This window comes from Actinoplanes sp. NPDC021490, from assembly GCF_055562135.1.
Genome location: NZ_JBVHFW010000001.1, coordinates 24,236 through 45,975, shown reverse-complemented (window position 1 = coordinate 45,975; position 21,740 = coordinate 24,236). Strand labels below are relative to the sequence as shown.

At 70.8% G+C, this 21,740-nt stretch carries 12 protein-coding genes; 5 read left to right on the top strand and 7 right to left on the bottom strand.

Annotated elements, in window-relative coordinates:
* Positions 1 to 6 precede the first annotated feature (6 nt).
* Complete coding sequence (locus ACZ3I4_RS00195) at positions 7 to 4,413, bottom strand: HAMP domain-containing protein (RefSeq protein ID WP_465379637.1); 4,407 nt, start codon at positions 4,411 to 4,413, stop codon at positions 7 to 9.
* 113 nt (positions 4,414 to 4,526) lie between these two features.
* On the opposite strand from ACZ3I4_RS00195, the gene ACZ3I4_RS00190 reads away from it, so the two are divergent.
* Together ACZ3I4_RS00190 and ACZ3I4_RS00185 are read left to right on the top strand one after the other, a co-directional pair.
* Positions 4,527 to 6,566, top strand: coding sequence for a SpoIIE family protein phosphatase (locus tag ACZ3I4_RS00190; RefSeq protein WP_465379636.1), 2,040 nt, complete (start codon positions 4,527 to 4,529; stop codon positions 6,564 to 6,566).
* Positions 6,567 to 6,817: 251 nt separating this feature from the next.
* Complete coding sequence (locus ACZ3I4_RS00185; RefSeq protein WP_465379635.1) at positions 6,818 to 7,429, top strand: dihydrofolate reductase family protein; 612 nt, start codon at positions 6,818 to 6,820, stop codon at positions 7,427 to 7,429.
* Positions 7,430 to 7,500: 71 nt separating this feature from the next.
* Here the strand turns inward: ACZ3I4_RS00185 and ACZ3I4_RS00180 are convergent, their stop codons facing one another.
* Positions 7,501 to 8,619: an FAD-binding oxidoreductase gene (locus tag ACZ3I4_RS00180; RefSeq protein WP_465379634.1), complete on the bottom strand. Its 1,119-nt coding sequence runs from the start codon at positions 8,617 to 8,619 to the stop codon at positions 7,501 to 7,503.
* A gap of 185 nt (positions 8,620 to 8,804) precedes the next feature.
* On the opposite strand from ACZ3I4_RS00180, the gene ACZ3I4_RS00175 reads away from it, so the two are divergent.
* The 3 genes from ACZ3I4_RS00175 to ACZ3I4_RS00165 all read left to right on the top strand — a co-directional run bounded on the left by ACZ3I4_RS00175 (position 8,805) and on the right by ACZ3I4_RS00165 (position 17,002).
* Positions 8,805 to 10,883: a S9 family peptidase gene (locus ACZ3I4_RS00175; protein WP_465379633.1), complete on the top strand. Its 2,079-nt coding sequence runs from the start codon at positions 8,805 to 8,807 to the stop codon at positions 10,881 to 10,883.
* Between the two features lie 95 nt (positions 10,884 to 10,978).
* A complete protein-coding gene (locus ACZ3I4_RS00170; protein WP_465379632.1) occupies positions 10,979 to 13,996 on the top strand; it encodes an FG-GAP repeat domain-containing protein in 3,018 nt (1,005 codons plus the stop codon).
* 24 nt (positions 13,997 to 14,020) lie between these two features.
* The gene (locus ACZ3I4_RS00165; RefSeq protein ID WP_465379631.1) at positions 14,021 to 17,002 is read left to right on the top strand and encodes an FG-GAP-like repeat-containing protein; all 2,982 of its coding nucleotides are present in this window, start codon (positions 14,021 to 14,023) and stop codon (positions 17,000 to 17,002) included.
* Here the strand turns inward: ACZ3I4_RS00165 and ACZ3I4_RS00160 are convergent.
* Genes ACZ3I4_RS00160 through ACZ3I4_RS00140 form a run of 5 tightly spaced genes read right to left on the bottom strand, consistent with a single transcriptional unit; the run spans position 16,996 to position 21,740 of the window.
* Complete coding sequence (locus ACZ3I4_RS00160) at positions 16,996 to 18,540, bottom strand: SpoIIE family protein phosphatase (protein WP_465379630.1); 1,545 nt, start codon at positions 18,538 to 18,540, stop codon at positions 16,996 to 16,998. The two genes, ACZ3I4_RS00165 and ACZ3I4_RS00160, sit on opposite strands and share 7 nt — an antisense overlap.
* Entirely contained in the window at positions 18,537 to 19,892 is a 1,356-nt protein-coding gene (locus ACZ3I4_RS00155) for an ATP-binding protein (RefSeq protein ID WP_465379629.1), read from the bottom strand. Before ACZ3I4_RS00155 ends, ACZ3I4_RS00160 begins: the two co-directional genes overlap by 4 nt.
* Positions 19,889 to 20,920, bottom strand: coding sequence for an ATP-binding SpoIIE family protein phosphatase (locus tag ACZ3I4_RS00150; RefSeq protein ID WP_465379628.1), 1,032 nt, complete (start codon positions 20,918 to 20,920; stop codon positions 19,889 to 19,891). The genes ACZ3I4_RS00155 and ACZ3I4_RS00150 overlap by 4 nt, the downstream gene beginning before the upstream one ends.
* The gene (locus tag ACZ3I4_RS00145) at positions 20,917 to 21,321 is read right to left on the bottom strand and encodes an ATP-binding protein (protein ID WP_465379627.1); all 405 of its coding nucleotides are present in this window, start codon (positions 21,319 to 21,321) and stop codon (positions 20,917 to 20,919) included. The genes ACZ3I4_RS00150 and ACZ3I4_RS00145 overlap by 4 nt, the downstream gene beginning before the upstream one ends.
* The gene (locus ACZ3I4_RS00140; protein WP_465379626.1) at positions 21,318 to 21,740 is read right to left on the bottom strand and encodes an STAS domain-containing protein; all 423 of its coding nucleotides are present in this window, start codon (positions 21,738 to 21,740) and stop codon (positions 21,318 to 21,320) included. Before ACZ3I4_RS00140 ends, ACZ3I4_RS00145 begins: the two co-directional genes overlap by 4 nt.

The window sequence follows — 21,740 nt, the reverse complement described above, 5'->3', positions numbered from 1 at the left end:
GACCGGTCAGCCCAGATCCCGCTCGGTCGTCTTGTCGGCGTTCACCCAGCGGGCCATCAGCTCGATCAGCTCGTCGAGGTCCACGGGCTTGGTGATGTAGTCGCTGGCGCCGGCGGCGAGCGCCGACTCCCGGTCGCCGGGCATCGCCTTGGCCGTGAGGAAGACTACCGGCAGATCCTGGAAGCGCTGATTGCGCCGGATTCCGCGGGTGGTCTCGTAGCCGTCCTGGTCGGGCATCATCGCGTCCATCAGCACGATGTCGACCTCGGGGTGCTCGGCCAGCAGCCGTACGCCGTCGACCCCGTTGTCGGAGTACAGGACGTTCAGCCCGTGCATCTCGAGCGCGCTGGTCAGGGCGAACACGTTGCGGACGTCGTCGTCGACGATCAGCACGGTGGCGCCGTCGAGCTGCCGGCTGGCCGGGCTCACCACGTGGCTCTCGAGCTCGGGCCGCTGGTGCAGCACCGGCATCTCCATCAGCGGGATGTCGATCGGCGCCGGCGCGGGTTGCACCACCACCGTGGCCGACGGCAGCGTGGGCAGGCTCAGCGGCGGGATGGCCTCGGCGCTGAGCGCGTCCGGCATGTAGAGCGTGAACGTCGAGCCCTCGCCCGGCCGGGACGAGACCACGATCGTGCCGCCGAGCAGGGCGGCCAGGTCGCGGCTGATCGACAGGCCCAGGCCGGTGCCGCCGTACTTGCGGGTGGTCGTGCCGTCGGCCTGCTGGAACGGCTCGAAGATGATCGCCAGCTTCTCGTCGTTGATGCCGATGCCGGTGTCGGTCACCGCGAAGGCGATCACCTGCCGGGCCGAGGCCAGCGCCGGAACGTCGAAGTCGGTCTCGGGCGGGGCGCCGAAGATGCTCAGCGTGACCGAGCCGCTGTCGGTGAACTTGACCGCGTTGGAGAGCAGGTTGCGCAGAATCTGCTGCAGGCGCTGCGGGTCGGTGAGGATCGAGTCGGGCAGGCCCGGCTGCAGCCAGACCCGGAACTCGAGGTTCTTCTCGTTGGCCTGCGGCGCGAACGCCTGCTCGACGTAGCTGCGGACGCCCTCGAACTCGACCTGGTCGGGCTCGACGTCCATGCGGCCGGCCTCGATCTTGGCCAGGTCGAGGATGTCGTCGATCAGCGACAGCAGGTCCGAGCCGGCGCTGTGGATCGTACGGGCGAACTCGATCTGCTTCTCGGTCAGGTTGGTGTCGTTGTTGTCGGCCAGCAGCCGGGCCAGCAGGAGCAGCGAGTTCAGCGGCGTCCGCAGCTCGTGGCTCATGTTGGCCAGGAACTCCGACTTGTACGCGCTGGCCCGGCTGAGCTGCTGTGCCTTCTCCTCCAGACCGCGGCGGGCCTGCTCGATCTCGCGGTTCTTGGTCTCGATGTTGGCCTTCTGCTCGCTGAGCAGCTGGGCCTTGTCCTCCAGTTCGGCGTTGGTGCGCTGGAGCTCGGCCGACTGGTCCTGCATCTCGCGAGCCAGACGCTGCGATTGGGAGAGCAGTTCCTCCGTACGCCGGTTGGCCTGGATGGTGTTGAGGGCGACGCCGATCGTGGACACGAGCCGCTCGAGGAACGTCAGGTGCAGGCCCGAGAACGCCGCCACCGACGCGAACTCGATCACGCCGAGCATCTCGCCCTCGAACAGCACCGGCAGCACGACCAGGTCGTTGGGCGGCATCGACATGAGGCCCGAGCGCATGGTCAGGATGCCGTCGTGGGTGGCCCGGACCCGGATCGTGCGGCGCGAGACCGCGGCCTGGCCGACCAGCCCCTCGCCCGGCCCGAAGGTCACCTCGTGGTTGCGGGCGACATAGCCGTACGAGGCGGCCAGGCGCAGCCGCATGACCGCCTGCTCGTTGTCGACCAGGAAGAACGCGCCGAGCTGGGCGTCGACCAGCGGGGTGACCTCGGTCATGATCATGCGGCAGACCTCGCCGAGATCGCGCTGGCCCTGCAGCAGGCCGCCGATGCGGGCCAGGTTGGAGTCGAGCCAGCCCTGCTCGGCGTTCGCCTTGGTGGTCTCGCGGAGCGTGACGATCATCTGGTTGATGTTGTCCTTGAGCTCGGCCACCTCGCCCTGAGCCTCGACCGCGATGCTCTGGGTCAGGTCACCGCGGGTCACGGCCGTGGACACCTCGGCGATCGCGCGCAGCTGGATGGTCAGCGTCGAGGCGAGCTGGTTCACGTTGTCGGTGAGGTCCTGCCACGTGCCGGAGACGCCCTTGACCTGGGCCTGACCGCCGAGCTTGCCCTCCACGCCGACCTCGCGGCCGACCCGGGTGACCTCGGTGGCAAAGCTGGAGAGCTGGTCGACCATCGTGTTGACGGTGTCCTTGAGCTCGAGGATCTCGCCCCGGGCGTCGACCGTGATCTTTTGCGACAGGTCGCCCTTGGCCACCGCCGTGGTCACCGAGGCGATGTTGCGCACCTGGGCGGTCAGGTTGGACGCCATGTAGTTCACGTTGTCGGTCAGGTCGCGCCACGTGCCGGCCACCCCGCGCACCTGCGCCTGACCGCCGAGCTTGCCCTCCGAGCCGACCTCGCGGGCCACGCGCGTGACCTCGTCGGCGAACGACGACAGCTGGTCGACCATCGTGTTCACGGTGTTCTTCAGCTCAAGGATCTCGCCCTGCGCGTCGACCGTGATCTTTTGCGACAGGTCGCCCTTGGCCACCGCGGTCGAGACCTGGGCGATGTTGCGCACCTGGCCGGTGAGGTTGGAGGCCATCGAGTTGACGTTGTCGGTGAGGTCGCGCCACGTGCCGGCCACCCCGCGCACCTGCGCCTGACCGCCGAGCTTGCCCTCGGTGCCGACCTCGCGGGCCACGCGCGTCACCTCGTCGGCGAACGACGACAGCTGGTCGACCATGGTGTTGACGGTCGACTTCAGCTCCAGGATCTCGCCGCGGGCGTCGACCGTGATCTTTTGCGACAGGTCACCCTTGGCCACGGCCGTGGTCACCGACGAGATGTTGCGCACCTGGCTCGTCAGGTTGGACGCCATGTAATTCACGTTGTCGGTCAGGTCGCGCCACGTGCCCGAGACGCCCTTGACCTGCGCCTGGCCGCCGAGCTTGCCCTCGGAGCCGACCTCGCGGGCCACGCGCGTCACCTCCTCGGCGAACGACGACAGCTGGTCGACCATCGTGTTCACGGTGTTCTTGAGCTCGGCGATCTCGCCGCGGGCGTCGACCGTGATCTTCTGCGACAGGTCGCCCTTGGCCACCGCCGTCGAGACCTGGGCGATGTTGCGCACCTGGTCGGTGAGGTTGTCGGCGAGCTGGTTCACGTTCTCGGTCAGGTCGCGCCAGGTGCCGGAGACCCCGCGCACCTGGGCCTGACCGCCCAGCCGGCCCTCGGTGCCGACCTCGCGGGCCACGCGCGTGACCTCGTCGGCGAACGACGACAGCTGGTCCACCATCGTGTTGACGGTGTCCTTGAGCTCGAGGATCTCGCCCTGCGCGGCCACCGTGATCTTCTGCGACAGGTCACCCTTGGCCACCGCCGTCGAGACCTGGGCGATGTTGCGCACCTGGCTCGTCAGGTTGGAGGCCATCGAGTTCACCGAGTCGGTGAGGTCCTTCCAGGTGCCGGCCACGTTGGGCACCTCGGCCTGGCCGCCCAGCTTGCCCTCGGTGCCGACCTCGCGGGCGACCCGGGTCACCTGCTCGGCGAACAGCCGCAGGGTGTCGGTCAGGCCGTTCATGGTGTCGGAGAGCTCGGCCACCTCGCCGCGGGCGGAGACCGTGATCTTTTGCGACAGATCGCCGCGAGCCATCGCGGTCGCGACCTGTGAGATTGATCGCACCTGGTGGGTCAGGTTCGACGCCATCGTGTTGACCGAGTCGGTCAGGTCCTTCCAGGTGCCGGCGACGCCGCGCACGTCGGCCTGTCCGCCCAGCTCACCCTCGGTGCCGACCTCACGGGCCACGCGCGTGACCTCGTCGGCGAACGACGACAGCTGGTCCACCATCGTGTTCACCGTGCGGCCGATGCGCAGGAACTCACCCCGCAGTGGGCGGCCGTCCATCTCCAGCGCCATGTGCTGCGAGAGGTCGCCCTCGGCCACGGCCACGATGACCCGGGAGATCTCGGTGGTCGGGCGGCCGAGGTCGTCGATCAGCGAGTTCACCGACCGGACGCTGTCGGCCCAGGCCCCGTCGAGGCCCTCGTCGTCTAGTCGCTCGGTGAGCCGGCCGTCGCGTCCGACGATGCGGCTGATCCGCCGCAGGTCGAGATTTTGCCGCTCCTGCAGCGACACCACCTCGTTGAACGCATCGGCGACCTCACCGGCTGTCCCGCTGCGGCGGGGCAGCCGGACCTTGAGATCACCACGGCGAACACGCCGCAGAGCCTCGGCGAGTTCACCGAGCACGGCGGTGTCGTCGGGCAGGCCGACGCTGGCTTCCTTGGCCGCGGTCATGCTGTCCTCACTCGCTGTCCATCCGGCGTGGGCTCCCTATCCTCTCTCGCTCGACCGGGTCAATGCGAGAGACGACTTTGTGCACGGGCCCACCTACAGGAGAGGATGCAGGCGTGTCAGTGGAGGCCGATGCGATCTCGGACACCCCGGCGGGTGGGCACGTCCGGCGCGTCCGGCTGCCCAACGACCGGCGGACGCCGGCGGCTGCGCGCGCCCTGGTGCGCTCGGTCCTCGAGGAAGCGGGGCTGGATCCCCTCCTCAACGAGGCGCTGCTGCTGACCACCGAGCTTTCCACCAATGCGGTGGTTCACGCCAACACCGAGCTCGACATCGAGGTTCGCGCCGACACCACCGGGCTGACGGTCACGGTCACCGACTTCGCGCCCGGCCCGGTCGAGCAGCTGGCCGTGGGGCCGCGCAACGAGAGCGTCGACATCGGCGAGGTGGCCGAGCGCGGGCGGGGCCTGCTGCTGGTCGACCACTTCGCGAGCCGCTGGGGCACGGTCCACGAGGGCACCGGCAAGGGTGTCTGGTTCCGGCTCGAGGCCGGGCCGGAGGTCGGTTCCACCACCGTGGTGCCGGCCGTGGGCAACGCGGTCGAGGACAACACGCCCAGCGTCGGCGCGCTCACGATGCTGCTGCAGGTCAGCCCCGAGCGCCACTCCGAGGAAGGCGTGGCCGAGTTCGCCGCCGACCTGCTGGCCCAGCTGGCCCGGCTGACCGGCGCGGCCGGCGGCGTGATCCGGCTCGACCGCGGCGACGGCGGCGGCCGGCAGATGCTGGCCCGCTACGGCCGGGCCCCGCGCGACGACGCCGACACGATCCGGGTGCCGCTGACCGTCCAGCGGCCCTGCTCCGGCGAGCTCGAACTCGACGCCTCCCCCGTCGGTTTCGCCCAGCCGCTGGCCACGCTGGTCGCCGAGCGGTTCTCGCTGCATCTCGAGAACGACCGCCTGCGCCGCACCGACCTGCGCCGGCAGACCTGGCTGACGTTCCTGGCCGAGGCCAGCGAGCTGCTCGCCCAGTCGCTCGACGTCAACCTCACGATGGCGCTGATCCCGCAGCTCGTGGTGCCCCGGCTGGGTCAGTGGTGCGCGGTGCACACGACCGACGCGTGGGGCCGGCTGCAGCTGGCCGCGGCGACCCACGCCGACGAGGCCGCGCTCCCGCAGCTGCACGACACGCTGGCCGAGACCGGGCCCGACTCGATCCTGTCCCGGCTCGAGGAGGCGTCGCGCCTCGGCACCCAGGTGATGCTGGGCGCGCCGACCGAGGGGTTCGCGGTGCCGCTGGTCGCCCGGGGCACCCGGCTCGGCACGCTGGCCGTGGGCCGGCACCACCGCATCCGGCACGACGCCGAAGAGGTGAACGTGCTGGAAGACGTCGCTCGTCGCGCGGCCCTGGCCATCGACAACGCGCGCATCCACGACGAGAGGCACAAGGTCGCCCGTACGCTCCAGGCCTCTCTGCTCCCCCCGGCCCTGCCCAAGGTCGACGGGATCGGGTTCGCCGCGGAATACGTGCCGACCGGTTCCGAGGTGGGCGGCGACTTCTACGACGTGGTTCCCTCGGGGCCGGACAGCTGGATCGTGGTCGTCGGGGACGTCTCCGGCAAGGGCGTGCAGGCGGCGACGGTGACCGGGCTGGTCCGCGACGTGATCCGCATCCTCGTCGACGACGGCAAGCCGATGGTCGAGATCCTCTGCCGGGTCAACAAGACGCTCGTGCAGCGGGGCGGCGGGCGCTACTGCACGCTCGCGATGGCCTCGGTGACCCGCTCGAACAACGGCGTGCTCGAGGTCGGTCTGCACCTGGCCGGCCACGACCGGGCGGTGCTGGTCCACGCGGACGGCAAGACGTCGTTCGTGGGCGAGGGCGGCACGGCCCTGGGCCTGCTCGAATCGATCACGTCACCCGACGTGGACGTGCGGCTGCAACCCGGCGACTCGCTGATCTTCTACACCGACGGCGTGACCGAGCGCCGCCGCGGCCGCGAGCTGTTCGGCACCGGCCGCCTGCGCGACGCCGCGGGCCCGCTGGCGGGCTATCCGGCCGAGGTGATGGCGGCCCGGCTGCGCTCCACGACGATCAACTTCTCGGTCGAGGAGCCACGCGACGACATCGCCATCCTGGTGCTGCGAAACGACGCCTGAGCCGAACGGCCGCGGCCGGGCCCCCGCGAACGTCCGACCCCACCCGCAGCCAGACCTCCGGAAACGTCCGACCCCGCCCGCGCCCGGTCCCCGGCAAACGTCCGACCGCACCCGCGCTTGGGCCTCCGCAAACGTCCGACCGCACCCCGCGGGCGGGGTCCCGGCCACACGCCACCTGCTCCTCCGGTCACCCCACCCAAGCCCGCCGATTCGCCCCTTTTCAGCGTTTATTTCGTGGCATGGTGTTTGTCATGGCGAAAACTCAGTACTACACGGCGACGAGCATCGACGGTTATATCGCCGACGAGAACAACTCGCTGGAGTGGCTCTTCGACGTCGACGGGGGCAACGAGAACCCGTTCGGCGGCTTCTTCGCGGGTGTCGGCGCGTTCGCCATGGGCGCGACCACCTACGAGTGGGTGCTGGAGAACGACAACGTGCTGGCCGAGCCGCAGAACTGGCACGACCTGTACGGCGACGTGCCCTGCTGGGTCTTCGCCAACCGTGAGCTGCCGCTCGTGCCCGACGCCAACGTCTTCATGGTCAGCGGCGACGTGAAGCGCGTCCACGAGGCCATGCTGGTCGCGGCCAAGGGCAAGAACGTCTGGCTGGTCGGCGGCGGCGACCTGGTCGGTCAGTTCGTCGACCAGGGCCTGCTCGACGAGATCATCCTGGGTATCGCCCCGGTCGTGCTGGGCGGCGGCGCCCCGCTGCTGCCCCGTCACCTGACGGCCCGCCACCTGGCCCTGACCGGCACGGCCCAGATCGGCCGCTTCGCCTACCTGACCTACGCCGTCGGCAGCGAGCCCATCCCCGACCGCCACCCGGCCGCCGCCGAGCACCGCCACGCCGTCCTGCACTGACCGCCCCGGACCAGAACGGACCGGAGTAGAACGGACCGGCAGCCCCGACACCCAGACCACACGCTGGGCTGTCAGAAGAAATCGTGGCGGCCGGCCATCTCGACCGCGTGCGCCACCTCGGGCGGGGCGGCGACGATGGCCGCGCGCCCGTTGCGGGCCAGCAGCACGTGCCGAACGCTCTCGATGATGCCGGTGAGACGATCGGGCGGCAGCGCGCCCGGCAGGACGGCGTGCACGCTGCCCAGCCCGGCCGAGCCACGCACCGGAACCGGGCCGCCCACGGCGTCGCCCACCGCATAGAGCGCCGCGGGCAGGTCGGCCGCGGAGACCGAGAGGCGCAGCGCCACGTCGTCGCGCCGGAACGGGTAGACGCCCCACCACGGCGGCGCGATCGGGGTGGCCACGGCGCCCGCGCCCCAGGCGGCGGCCAGTCGTTCGGCCCGCTCGACGGCCTCGGCCTCGGCCCCCTCGAACAGCACCGCCAGAGTGCCGCCCTGACCGCCGGCCGGCAGGTCGACCTCGATCGCGCTCGGCTCGATGTCACCGGCCGCGCCGACCAGCTTGCCGAGCTGCAGCGGGGTGGTCACGGCGACGCCGACCCACCGGCGGGCCTGCGGCAAACGCTCGAGACGCAGCGTCGCCGCGGTGACCACGCCGTCGATCTCGGCCAGCCCGGGGCGGCCGTCCTCCCCGTCGGACTCCGCTTCGCGGCCGGCCCGGTCGACGTAGGCCACGCTGTGCACGTATTCGGCCGGGGTGCCGAACCGGTAGCGCAGCGGGCCGGACTCGTTGACCGCGAGCATGCCGCCGACCGTCGCCGTGCGTGACGGCGGGTCGACCGGGAGCCGCTGACCCTGCAGGGCCAGGGCCGCTTGCAGAGCTCGGACGGGGGTGCCGGTCGCGACCTCGGCCGTGGCCCGCTCGACGTCGTGGTTCCACATGCCGCTCAGCCGGCCGGTGTCGATCACCACGTCGACGCCGGGGCGGGGCCGGCCCCAATCGATCTTGGAACCGCTGCCGCGCGGCAGGGCACTCAGGCCCCGCTCGGCCACCAGGCGCAGGACGTCGGCCACCGAACGCGCCGTGGCCGGCACCGCGACATGACCGGCCCGGCGCCCGCCGACCGTGTCGATCGACCGGGCGGCACGCGCGTAGTCAGGTCCGCAGATGTCTATCAGCGCGCTGAGCACTGGATCTAGCGAAGGTAGTGACTGCGAAGGTGGTGACACAGCCCGGTTCCCCAACGTCGACGGCGGCTGATCGAACGGTCCGAAGATCGTCCACTCTGGCATATCGTACACGTGTTCGAACGACTGCGGTCGACGCCGGCAAGAACACCGGAAGGCGGGAAAACCGGACCGGTAACCTAGGGCGGGTGACGATCCAGACTCCGGACAGCCCGCCCTCGGCCGCCCAGGTGCCCAGCGAGCGCACCTTCCACGGCGACACCGTGACCGACGAATACTCGTGGCTGGCCGACAAGAAGGATCCGCGCACCACGGCCTACCTCGAGGCGGAGAACGCGTGGACCGAGAAGGCGACGGCCCACCTGGCCGGCCTGCGCGGCAAGATCTTCGACGAGATCAAGGGCCGCACCCTCGAGACCGACCTCAGCGTCCCGTCACGCAAGGGTGATTACTGGTATTACCTGCGCACGGTCGAGGGCAAGCAGTACGCCATCCACTGCCGGGTCCCCGTGCAGCCGGGCGAGGCCGACCCGCCGTCCACCACCGACCAGCCCGGCGAGCAGGTGCTGCTCGACGAGAACGAGGTCGCCGGCGACAGCGAGTTCTTCGCCCTGGGCGCGTTCGACGTGAGCGTCGACGGCAACCTGCTGGCCTATTCGACCGACTTCAGCGGCGACGAGCGCTTCACCCTGCGGATCAAGGACCTGCGTACGGGCGAGTTGTTCCCCGACGAGGTACCCGACACGTCGTACGGGTCGGCCTGGTCCGCCGACGGCAGCTCCCTGTTCTACATCACCGTCGACGAGGCCTGGCGCCCGCACCGCGTCTGGCGCCACACGGTCGGCCGCCCGCAGAGCGAGGATGTGCTGGTCTACGAGGAGCCGGACGAGCGCTTCTGGGTCGGCGTCGGCCTCACCCGCAGCGACAAGTTCATCATCATCGAATCCGGCAGCAAGATCACCTCCGAGGTCCGCGTCCTGCCCGCCGACGCGCCCGCCTCCGAGCCGGCCGTGATCGCCCCGCGCGTACAGGGCGTGGAATATTCGATCGAGCACCACGGCCACCGCTTCCTGATCCTGCACAATCGCGACGCCGAGGACTTCGCGGTGGCCTGGACGTCGGCCGACGCTCCGGGCGACTGGATCGAGATGATCCCGCACGAGCCCGGCACCCGCATCGAGTCGGTCGACGCGTTCGCCCGGCACATCGTGATCTCGCAGCGCCGCGACGGCCTGACCGGGCTCCGAGTGATCACCGACGGCAGCACCGACTCGTACGAGATGGAGTTCCCCGAGCCCCTGTACGCGGTGGGCCTGGGCGGCAACCCGGAGTACGACACCGCGACCGTCCGCATCGGATACACGTCGATGATCACGCCGGGTTCGGTGTTCGACGTCGATCTGACCACCCGCTCGATGGTGCTGCGCAAGCAGAAGCCGGTGCTGGGCGGCTACAACCCCGACGACTACGAGCAGTTCCGCGAGTGGGCGACCGCCCCGGACGGCACCCGGGTGCCGATCTCGATCGTCGCGCGCAAGGGCGTGCACGAGCGCGGCCCGGCCCCGATGATGCTGTACGGCTACGGGTCGTACGAGACCAGCATCGACCCGTACTTCTCGATCGCCCGCCTGTCGCTGCTCGACCGCGGCGTCGTCTACGCCATCGCGCACATCCGCGGCGGCGGCGAGATGGGCCGCCGGTGGTACGAGCAGGGCAAGACCCTGACCAAGCGCAACACGTTCACCGACTTCGTGGCGTGCGCCCAGTCGCTGAGCCGCGACGGCTGGACGTCGCCGGAGCTGCTGGTGGCCCGGGGCGCGTCGGCCGGCGGCCTGCTGATGGGCGCGATCGCCAACCTGGCGCCCGAGGCGTTCGCCGGGATCGTCGCCGAGGTGCCGTTCGTCGACCCGCTCACGTCCATTCTCGACCCGTCGCTCCCGCTCACGGTCACAGAGTGGGAGGAGTGGGGCAACCCGATCGAATCGGACGAGATCTACGCCTACATGAAGGGCTACAGCCCGTACGAGAATGTCGCGAAGCTGAATTATCCGCGACTGCTCGTCATGGCCGGCCTGAACGACACCCGCGTGCTCTATCACGAGCCGGCCAAGTGGGTGGCCCGGCTGCGGGCCGTCGCCCCCGGCGGTGATTACCTGCTCAAGACCGAGATGGGGGCCGGCCACTCCGGTCCCAGTGGGCGCTACGACGCCTGGCGCGAGGAGGCGTTCGTACTCGCCTGGGCATTGGACGTGCTGAAACTCGCCTGACCCGCGGCCGGGCCCCCGTAAACGGCCGCTGACTTCGCTGTTGAAAAGGCAACGGTGAATGTCTACGATCCGGCTGACCAATACGGGGGTCCTCGATGTTCAAAGCTTCTCGCCGTCCCTTGACGGCAATTCTCTCCGGTGTCGTTCTGACAGCCGCCGGCTCAGTCGCCTTCGCGGCCGAGGCGCAGGCCGCCGCGGCTCCGTCCGAGGTGCGGGTCGTGCCCGCGCCCACCTATTCGACCTTCGCCACCGATACGCCGGTGTTCGCGGGCAAGACCGGCTTCCTGCACCGTCGTACGGGGACCTCTCCGATGCTGTGGACGAGGTATGCCGACCGGCACACCACGGTCGTCGACGCGCTGATCGGCGTAGGGTCCTCCTACATCCTCCCGGCCGGCGGCGACACCGTCATGCTGTTCGCCTCGGCGCCGGGCCACCCGGTCAACGACACGACCAAGCAGTCGCTCGACCTGGGCACGATGACGTGGCGGGAACTCCCGGCCGGTGCCAGCGCCGCCTTCAACCGGCTGATCGGCGACGCGGTGCTGGCGATCCAGCCCGGCACGCCGTCCACGGCCGAGCTTCGCCGGCGCAACGCGAGCGGCACGTGGGTGGGCACGCCGATCACCGGTGTCCCGGCCGGCACCACGACGATCCACATCGAGGAGAGCGACGGCACCGGCGCGGTCCTGCGCTTCGGCATTCCCAGCGGCCTGCGTTACGGGCTGCTCGACGCCGTCTCCGGCCGGGTCGCGCTGCTGCCTGTGGTGCCCGCGGCCACCCTGGCCCTCATCACCGACGACCGGATCGCCCTGGTCAACCCGACCCGGGTCCAGATCTTCGTACGCTCCGAGGTGCTCGACGGCACCGCGGCCGAGCCCGACGTCGTCACGTTCCCCACCGCCATCCCGCTGCAGAACATCGGTCTGGCCGGCGAGGACGTCATCGCCTCGTCGGTGACCACCGAAGGCCCTCGCCTGCCCGTACTGCGTTACTCGCCGGGCGGCGAGCCGACGACGGTCGCGGCGCTTTCCAGCCGCGGAATCCTTCAGGGTCCCGACGGCGTCTTCTTCGTCGGCGGCACCGGCGTCGGCGACTGGTCGGTGCGCAAGGCGACCGCCACCGGCGCGTCGGCCGTTCTGCCGTTGACGACCCCGCTGGTCAACGCGGGTGTCACGCTCTCGACCGGCGTTCTGCGGCATGCCGCGGCGGTCGGCTGGCCCGGCCAGGCGGACGACTACCGCCTCTACTCCCAGCAGGTCGGACCGGGCGCGGACGGCACCGGTTCGCCCGTCGTGGCCGATCTTCCCCTGGTCAGCCCGGTGCCCTGCGAGACCGGGGCCACCTGTGTCCGGATGGTCGACGGCACCAACCAGGGCCCGGCCTATCTGGGCCGCGACGGCGCCTCGACGGTGCTCCGGTCGACCGACACGGCCCAGCGCGTCCTCGACGTCCCGGCGACGGCCAAGGTGCTCGACGCCTCGCCCCGTTACCGGCTTCTCCAATACCCGGGCGGTCTGACCTACTTCACCACGGTCGGCGGCGTCGGCGTGCCCGGCCCGGCCGCCGGCGCCCTGTGGTTCGACACGCTGTGGCGGGCCCAGGAGGGCGCGTCCCTGCTGCCCTGGCACGTGCCGACCGAGACCGCGTCCGGCCCGGCCCTCGCCACCGGTTCGACCTGCACGCCGACCGAGGTGCAGGCGACCGGCAAGCACCTGTACTGGAGTTGCGGCCCGCAGGGCCCGGCCGGCGTCGTCGAGATCGCGGCCCGCAAGACCATCGCGGTGCCCGCCGGTCAATATCTGCTCGGCGACAACTACCTGGTGCGGCACGCCACCAACGGCGACCTGCTGCGCTACGACCTCACCGGTGGCACCCTGGGCGAGGCCGTCACCATGGCCACCTTCGCCCGCGGCACCCTCGCCGACGACCGCAACATCACCTGGGCCGTCGACAAGTTCGGCGGCGACGTCGCCTGGGTCGACACCGACAACGCGGTGCACATCGTGGACCCCGGGGTCGCGCCCTCCAACCCGGTCGCGGTGTCGAGTTCGGCCCCGGCCCTGCTCGAATACCCGGGCGGCGACTTCGCGGTCCGGGCCGAGCTCACGCGTCCGGTCGACAGCACCACGCTGACCATCACCCAGGTGCGCACCGGGCAGACCGTACGGGCCACCGGCGGCGCCGCACGGGTCACCTCCACCACCGCGTGGGACGGCGTGTTCAACGGCGACCGGGCCACCCGGGGCTTGTACCGGTGGTCGCTGGCGGCCTCGGCCGACGGCGTGTCGACCACTCTCGCCACCAAGGAGTTCACCGTCGGCTGCGGCGGCCGGCCGGTGCTGCACGGCTACGAGTGCTCGGGGCAGCCGACCCTGTTCGCGCTGAACAACGCCACCGACGGCACCGGGGTCTGGAAGTCGGCCGTGCGCGGCCCCAACGACACCACCACGCTGACCGACCTCAACTTCGACGGCCTGCGCGCGCTCAACGGGCTGGTCCCGTTCGGTGACATCAACAAGGACTACAACAACGACCTTCTCGTACGCCGTTCCGACGGCACGCTCCAGGTCTATCGGAGTGGGGTCCCGTTCGGCAGCAGCACACCCTCGACGATCCCGGGCAACTGGAACGTCTACGACGCGCTGATCCACACCGGTGACGTCAGCGGCGACGGCCAGTCCGACCTGATCGCCCGCGACCGGGCCAGCGGCGCGCTGTTCCTGTTCCGGGGCAACGGAACCGGCGGGTTCAACGCCGCTACCAAGATCGAGGGCGGCTACAAGGGCTACAGCCGGTTCGTCGGCAGCGGCGACCTCAACGGCGACGGCAAGGCCGACCTGATGCTGCAGTACGACCCGACCAGCACCATGTACGCCATGTTGGGCAACGGCGACGGCACCTTCCAGTCCGGCCTGCGCGTCATCGGGACCGGGTGGCTGGGCTACAACGCCGTCGTCGGCGCGGGCGACCTCAACGAGGACGGCAAGAACGACCTCATCCTGCGCGACACCGCCGGCAACCTGTTCCGCCGCCTCGGCACCGGACAAGCCACCTTCGGCGACCGCGCCCAGATCGGCACCGGATACCAGCAGTACGCCGGTATTTACTGACACAAGGACGTCATGAGAAGAGCAATGGTGGCGACTCTGATCGCCGCCGGACTGGCCGTGCCCGGCGTCGCCCACGCGGCCGCCGGGCCCTCCGAGGTGCGGGTCGTGCCCGCACCCGTCTACACCACCCTCAGCTCCTACACCCCGGTGTTCGCGGGCACCACGGGCGTGCTGCACCGGCGTACCTCGACCTCGCCCTATCTGTGGACGACGTACGCCGGCCAGCGCACCACAGTCGTCGAGGCGCTGGCCGGCGTGCCGGTCGGCGCGATCCTCCCGGCCGGCGGCGACACGGTCATGCTGTTCGCCTCGGCGCCCGGCCACCCGGTCACCGACACGACCCGCCAGTCGCTCAACCTGGGCACGATGACGTGGCGGGAGCTGCCCTCAGGGCCGACCGCCGCCCTCGACCGGCTGGTGGGCGACTCTGTGCTGGTGGTCGACAGCGATCCCACCCCCAACACCGCCGAGCTGCGCCGGTTGGCCGCCGACGGCTCGTACACGACGACGCCGGTCACCGGCATCCCGGACGTCTCGCTGACCACCATGATCATGGCCGCCGACGCCACTGCGGCCGTGCTGCGGTTCAACTTTCCCGACGGCTTCCGGTACGGGCTGGTCGACGCCGCGTCCGCCCGCGTCACCATGCTGCCCGCCGGTCCGGCCGCGGGCAAGGTCGTGCTCACCGACGACCGGGTCGGCCTGGTGACCAGCACGTCGGTCCGCAGCTTCCGCCGGGCCGCGGTCCTGGCCGGCACTCCCGGCGAGCCCGAGACCGTCACCCTCCCGGCGTCACGGCCGGTGCAGTTCATCGGTCTGGCCGGCGCCGACGTCATCACCGCGCCCCTCGACGACGCGTCGTACCCGGCCGTGCTGCGGCACACCGCGGCCGGCGGCGAGCCGAGGGAGGTCGTGGCCCGCGGCGACGCGGTGCTCGTGCAGGCGCCCGACGGCGTCGTGGTCGTCGGTGGCGACACCAGCGCCGCCTGGGCCGTACGCAAGGTGACCGCCGAGGGCGAGTCGGCCGTCGTGCCGATCAACACCCCGCTGGTCAACGCCGGGGTCACGCTGTCGTCGGGCGCGCTGCGGCACACCGCCGCCCGGATCCGCCCGGGCGAGGAGGCCGCGTACCGGAACTTCGGCCTGCTGCTCGTGCCCGCCCCGACCGGCACCGGCTCGGCCGTCGGCTCGGTCGACCTCACCAGCCCGGTGACGTGCGAGACCGGCGCCACCTGCGTCCGGATGGTCGACGGGTCGAACGCCGGCTCGGCCTACCTGAGCCGCGGCACCGACCTGCAGTTGCGGGCCACCAACCCGGCCGCCACTGCCGTACCGGTTCTGCCGACCGCCCGCCTGGCCGACGCGTCGCCCAACTACCGCCTGCTCCTGAACGACGGCTCGCGGGACGTGGTGCGCACCGACGGCACCAAGGTCGGCACGGTCAGCAACCCGGCCGCCAGTGCCCTGTGGTTCGACACCCTCTACGAGGCGAGTTCGACCGCCCTCGTCGAGACGTACGACCTGAAGACCGGTGTCCGCGGCGCGCAGCCGGTCGGCACCGGTTCGGCCTGCCTCAAGACCGAACTGCAGGCCACCGGCACGCATCTCTTCTGGAGCTGCGGCCCGGACGGACCGGCCGGCGTAGTCGACCTGGCCGCCCGGAAGAACATCACCGTGCCCGCCGGTCAGTATCTGCTCGGAGACAACTACCTGGTGCGGCACGCCACCAACGGCGACCTGCTGCGCTACGACCTCACCGGCGGCACCCTGGGCGAGGCCGTCACCATGGCCACCTTCGCCCGCGGCACCCTCGCCGACGACCGCAACATCACCTGGGCCGTCGACAAGTTCGGCGGCGACGTCGCCTGGGTCGACACCGACAACGCGGTGCACATCGTGGACCCCGGGGTCGCGCCCTCCAACCCGGTCGCCGGAACGTCGTCGGCGAGCCCCGCGCAGCTCACCCTGCCCGGCACCTTCACGGTGACCGCGCAATTGAGCCGTCCGGTCACCGCGACCACGCTGACGATCATCCCGACGCGCACCGCCCTGGCCACCCGGGTCACCGGCGGCGCCGCCCGGGTCACCACCACGGTGACGTGGGACGGCAATATCGGCCGGCGGGCCCCCAAGGGCTCGTACCGCTGGACGCTCACGGCCACCGCCGACGGCGTCTCGACCACCGTCGCCAACGGGACCTTCACCGTCGGCTGCGGTGGCTCACCCAACCTGCACAGCTACGAGTGCACCGGCCGGCCGACGCTGTTCTCGCTGAGCACGGCGGCCGACGGCACGGGCGTCTGGCAGTTCACCCGGCCCGGCCCCAACGACACCACCACGCTGGTCGATCCGCTCAATGACGGGCTGCGCGCGCTCAACGGGCTGGTTCCGTTCGGCGACATCAGCAAGGACTACAAGAACGACCTTCTCGTACGCCGTTCCGACGGCTCGCTGCGGGCCTACCTGGGCGGCGAGAACCCGCCGTTCGGAAGCAACACGTCCGTGCTGATCCCCGGCAACTGGAACGTCTACGACGCCCTGGTGCACACCGGCGACGTCAGCGGCGACGACCAGTCCGACCTGATCGCCCGTGACCGTGAGAGCGGCGCGCTGTTCCTGTTCACCGGGGACGGGAAGGGCGGCTTGAACCCGGCCACGAAGCTCGAAGGTGGCTACAAGGGCTACAGCCGGTTCGTCGGGGTCGGTGACATCAACGGTGACGGCCCGCCCGACCTGATGCTGCAGTACGACCCGACCAGCACCATGTACGCCATGCTGGGCAACGGCGACGGCACCTTCCAGTCCGGCCTGCGCGTCGTCGGCACCGGCTGGCTCGGCTACAACGCCGTCGTCGGCGCGGGTGACCTCAACGAGGACGGCAACAACGACCTCATCCTGCGCGACACCGCCGGCAACCTGTTCCGGCGCCTCGGCACCGGACAAGCCACCTTCGGCGACCGGAGCCAGATCGGCACCGGATACCAGCAGTACGCCGGGATCTACTGAGGATTGTCCGATCGGCGGCGCAGGGCGACCACGGCGATGTCATCCGCCTGTTGCCCGGCGCCGCCGAGCTGCACCATCAGACGGCGGCAGAACGCGTCCAGGCTCGGCTCGACCGTACGGGCCGCGTCGGCCAGCGCGGCCAGCCCCACGTCGATGTCGGCGTCGCGCCGCTCGACCAGGCCGTCCGTGTAGAGCACGAGCGTCCCGCCCGGCGGCAACAGGAATTCGAGGTCGTCGGGGCGGGGCGCGTTGATGCCGAGAAGCGGCCCGTGCGGTTCCACGAACTGGATTCCCTCATCGGTGTGCAGCAGCGGCGGCAGATGACCGGCGCTGGCCATGCGCACATGGCCCGTCCCGGGTTCGAGGGTGAGCAGGCAGATCGTGGCCGAGTCGGCGGGCAGCACGGTCCGCATGAAGTTGTTGACGAGCTTCAGCACGGTGCCCGGCGGATGGCCTTCGACGGCGTACGCGCGTACGGCGTGCCGGACCTCGGCCATCACCGTGGCAGCGTGCAGGGAGTGCCCGGCCACGTCACCGATGGCCACCAGCAGCTTGCCGTCGAGCATCGTGAGCTCGTAGAAGTCGCCGCCCACCTCGGTCTGCGCGGCGGCCGGCTCGTAGCGCATGGCCAGTTCGACGCCGGGCACGTCGGGCAGGCGCGACTGCAGCAGGCTGCGCTGCAGGGTGACCGCGATCCGGTGCTCCTCGTCGTACGACCGCTGCGCCTCGACCGCGGCGGCCACGGTCTGGGAGAGCTGCCGCAGCACCGGGAAGCCCGGATTCTGGCTGCTCGCGGGCACCGCCACATAGATCGGCGGGCGGTCGTTGCGCAGCCGGGCGGCGGCCACCGCCACCGACTCCCCCTCGGGCCACGTGACCATGTCCCAGTGAGTCACATCGTCGTTGCGCACCACCGACCCGACGGCGACCGTGTCCTCCGGCAGAGTCCACGCCCGTGCGGTGGGAGGCGAGCCCGCCACCGCGATGCCCTCGCCGTCCGTGCCCTCGGCCAGCACCACCACCGGCTCGCCGAAGATCTGCATCGCGCCCGCCGCGGCCGCCTCGAGCAGGGCGGGCAGGGTCGCCGCCGTATTGATGGCCAGCGTGGCCTCGGCCAGCCGCACCATCCGGGCGGCCAGCGACTCGGCGCGCCGCCGGGCCGAGTAGTACCGCAGCACGGCCTGGGCGGTGGCGATCAGCTCGTCCGGTTCGATCGGCTCGACCAGGTACGCGTCGGCGCCGCGGTTCAGGCCCTGGGTGCGGTCGACGACGTCGACCGCGTGGGCCGACACGTGAATGACGGGCAGGGCCCCGTACACGGGATCGGTCTTAATCCTTTCGCAGACGTCGAAGCCGCTCATGTCGGGCAGCTTGACGTCGAGCACCACCAGTTCGACGTCGGAGCCGGGCAGCATGCTCAGCGCCTCGCCGCCGGTCTCGGCCTGGCAAACCGTGAAACCGGCGCGGGTGAGCCAGCTGACCAACAGGTAGCGCTTGGTCGCGCTGTCGTCGACGACGAGGACGCTGCCCTTGTTCATGACGCAGGCAGCCGCAGGGTGAAAGTACTGCCCTCCCCGGGCGTGGATTCGACCATCAGCGCGCCGCCCAGGATGCCGGCCAGCCTGCGGGCGTACGGGAGCCCGAGGCCGGTGCCCTTGCCGCTGAGCGCCTTGCTCCCGGGCACCTGGTAGAACTCCTCGAAGATGCGCTCGTGCAGCTCGTCGGGGATGCCGGTGCCGGTGTCGGCCACGGTGAACTCGATGTCGTCGCCCACCGTGCGGACGGTCAGCCGCACCTGACCCGCGGCGGTGAACTTGAGCGCGTTGGTCAGCAGGTTGCGCAGCACCCGGGCCAGCAGCACCTCGTCGGAGCGGACCGTGGGCACGGCCGGCTCGTCGATGGTGAACTCGACCTCGGGCCGGGTGGCCAGCGGCCGGAGCGTGCCCCGCAACTGGCCGAACATCGCCCTGAGGTCGATCTGCTCCCAGTTCGGCTCGATCCGGCCCGCCTCGGCCTTGGCCAGGTCGAGCAGGTCGTTGACCAGGGTCAGCAGGTCGCTGGCGGAGCCCCGGATCAGATCGACCTGACGCCGCTGCTCGCTGGTCAGCGGGTCGGAGGAATCGTCACCGAGCAGCCGGCTCAGCCCGATGACCGCGGTGACCGGGGCGCGCAGCTCGTGGCTGACGTTGGCCAGGAACCGGCTCTTGGCCTCGCTGGCCGCGGCCAGCTGCACGGACTTCTCGTCGAGTTCGGCATAGAGCGCGACCACGCCGCGGTTCGTCTCTTCCAGCTCGTCGGAGAGCTGGTGATAGAGCGCCATGACGCCCTTGTTGGTTTCCTCGAGCTCCTCATTGAGCCGGGACAACTCGTCACGCTGCGCGCGCACCTCGTCCAAGGCGGCGATGAGCTGCTGATTCTGCACGTTCAGCTCGTCCAACGGACTTCCCGGCACATGGCGGGACAACCCGGCACGGATCTCCTCCAGCCGTTCCGGGGTCAACCGCGGCGCGCTTGCCGGCAGACGTCGAGCCATCCACACGACCGTACCGTTTTCACCGTCCTGGACCTCCATCTTGTCCACCAGGCGGCCGACATGTGCGAGCCCGTCCCGGAGCCGACCCGCTCCGGTCGCCGGGTGTTCGACCGACACCCGCAGGAACGTGGATACCCCCTCGAGCCGGACAGTGAACGTCACATCGGCATCAGCGTCCCCGGTCAGTACCAGCCGGCTCACCTCGCTCAGCGCCGTCGCGATCCGGGTCTGGTCCTGCTGCTCGAGGCCGACCTCCTGAGCCACCTCGCGGGCCAGCTGGCGGATCAGGAAAACGTCCTGGGCCACCCGCAGCCGCATCTTCAGCAGCGTCTGCGGTCCGGCGGCCAGGCCGGTCATGGCAACCGGGCCACGAGCACGCCGGCGTCGTCGCGACGCACGCCCGCGTCGCGCAGCACCGTCGCCGCGATCACCAGCGGCGAGTGGGTGAGCAGGCCCGGATAGTCGGCCGGAGTCCACCGGTCGGCCACCCCGTCGGAATGCATCAGCACGACCGCGTCGGGGGTCAGGGGGTAGTCGTACTCCCGGATCTGACGGCGCTGGTGCCCGGCGATGCCGGGCAGCGACACCATGCCCCGCCTCGACCCGTCCGCGGCGAGCACGGTGCCGGCGATGTTGCCCAGGCCGGCGTACCGGACGAGGCCGGCGCCGGTGTCGAGTTCGGCGATGGCCAGCGCCGCGCCCCGAGTGTGGCTGAGCTTGCGGTGCACGATCTCGAGGACGGCCGCGGGCGGGCCGGCGGGGGCGTCGGAGAACGCGCGGACCGCCTCGTGCGAGGCCGCCGCGGCCAGTCCACCGTGACCCAGCCCGTCGCACATCATCATCTGGCGGCGGCCGTCGGCGTCCCGGACGGCGTACGCGTCGCCGCTGACCGGCTCCCCGGTCAGCGGACGGGTCAGTCCGGCCGCCCACGGCGCCGTGGGTGCGTCTCCGGGCCACACCTGAGCGGTGAGAACAGTGCCCTTCCCCGGTACGGAATGGATGTCGCACGAGGTGGCCTGCCGGATGATCGCTCCCAGCCCGATGCCGAGGGTGCCCGCCGTGGAGTGCCCGTCACCGACCGAGTGCACCAGGTCGGCCATGCCGGGCCCGCGGTCGAGCGCGACGATCTCGACCCCGGCCTCGCCCTCCGCGCGGACCGCACGGAGCAGAAGGACGCCCTGGTCGGCGTGCTTGACCAGGTTTCCGGCGATCTCGGCGGCCACGATCGAGAGGTCGTTGATGCGGCGCTCGGGAATGCCCAGCTCGACGGCCAGGCGCTCGGCCTGCCGGCGCACGGAGGAGGCGGTCGGGGCGGCCTCCACCCGGAACCAGACTCCCCCGTCGAGAAGCCCCTCGGGTAGCGACGCCACTGCGCCTCCGCTCATCGGCACCACTTGGTCACGGTAATGGTCGTACCTTCGCCGACTGCGGTGACGATGTCGAACTCGTCGACCAGACGCCGCGCCCCGCTCAGACCCAGCCCCAGACCGCCACCGGTGGTGTACCCGTCGGTGAAGGCGAGATCGAGGTCGACGATGCCCGGTCCCTGGTCACTGAAAACAATCCGGATGCCCTTACGCCGGCCGTTGTCGACCGGGGCCACGTCGACCGCGCCACCCCCGCCGTAGACCAGCGTGTTGCGGGCCAGTTCACTGGCCGCGGTGACCAGCTTGGTCTGATCGACGAGTGACAGCTTCACCGCGACAGAGAGCGTACGGACGAGCTGGCGGACCCGAACGACGTCCTGGTCGGAGACGACCTCAATTCGCTGGGTCTCGTTGTTCACGGCGTGAATACCACAGGCGTCTCGGGATCGTCCTCGTTCTCGCCGTCCCGCTCCTCGTCGTCGTCACCGCGCTCGCGGGCCAGCAGATCCATGCCCAGCTCGACGTTGAGCGCCGTCCGGATGCCGGGCAGCGACAGCCCGAGCTCGACGAGCGTGATGGCGACGGCCGGGCGCATGCCGACGACGACCGTGTCGGCGTCGAGCACCTTCGAGATCCCGGCGATCGTGGCCAGGGTGCGGCCGACGAACGAGTCGACGATGTCGAGCGCGCTGATGTCGATGATCACGCCGTGGCAGCCGGTCGCCACGATCCGGTCGGCCAGGTCCTCCTGCAGCTGCAGGGCGACCTGGTCCTCCATGTCGATCTGAATGGAGACGAGGAGGATGCCGCCGATCTTGAGGATCGGAACCCGTTCCAC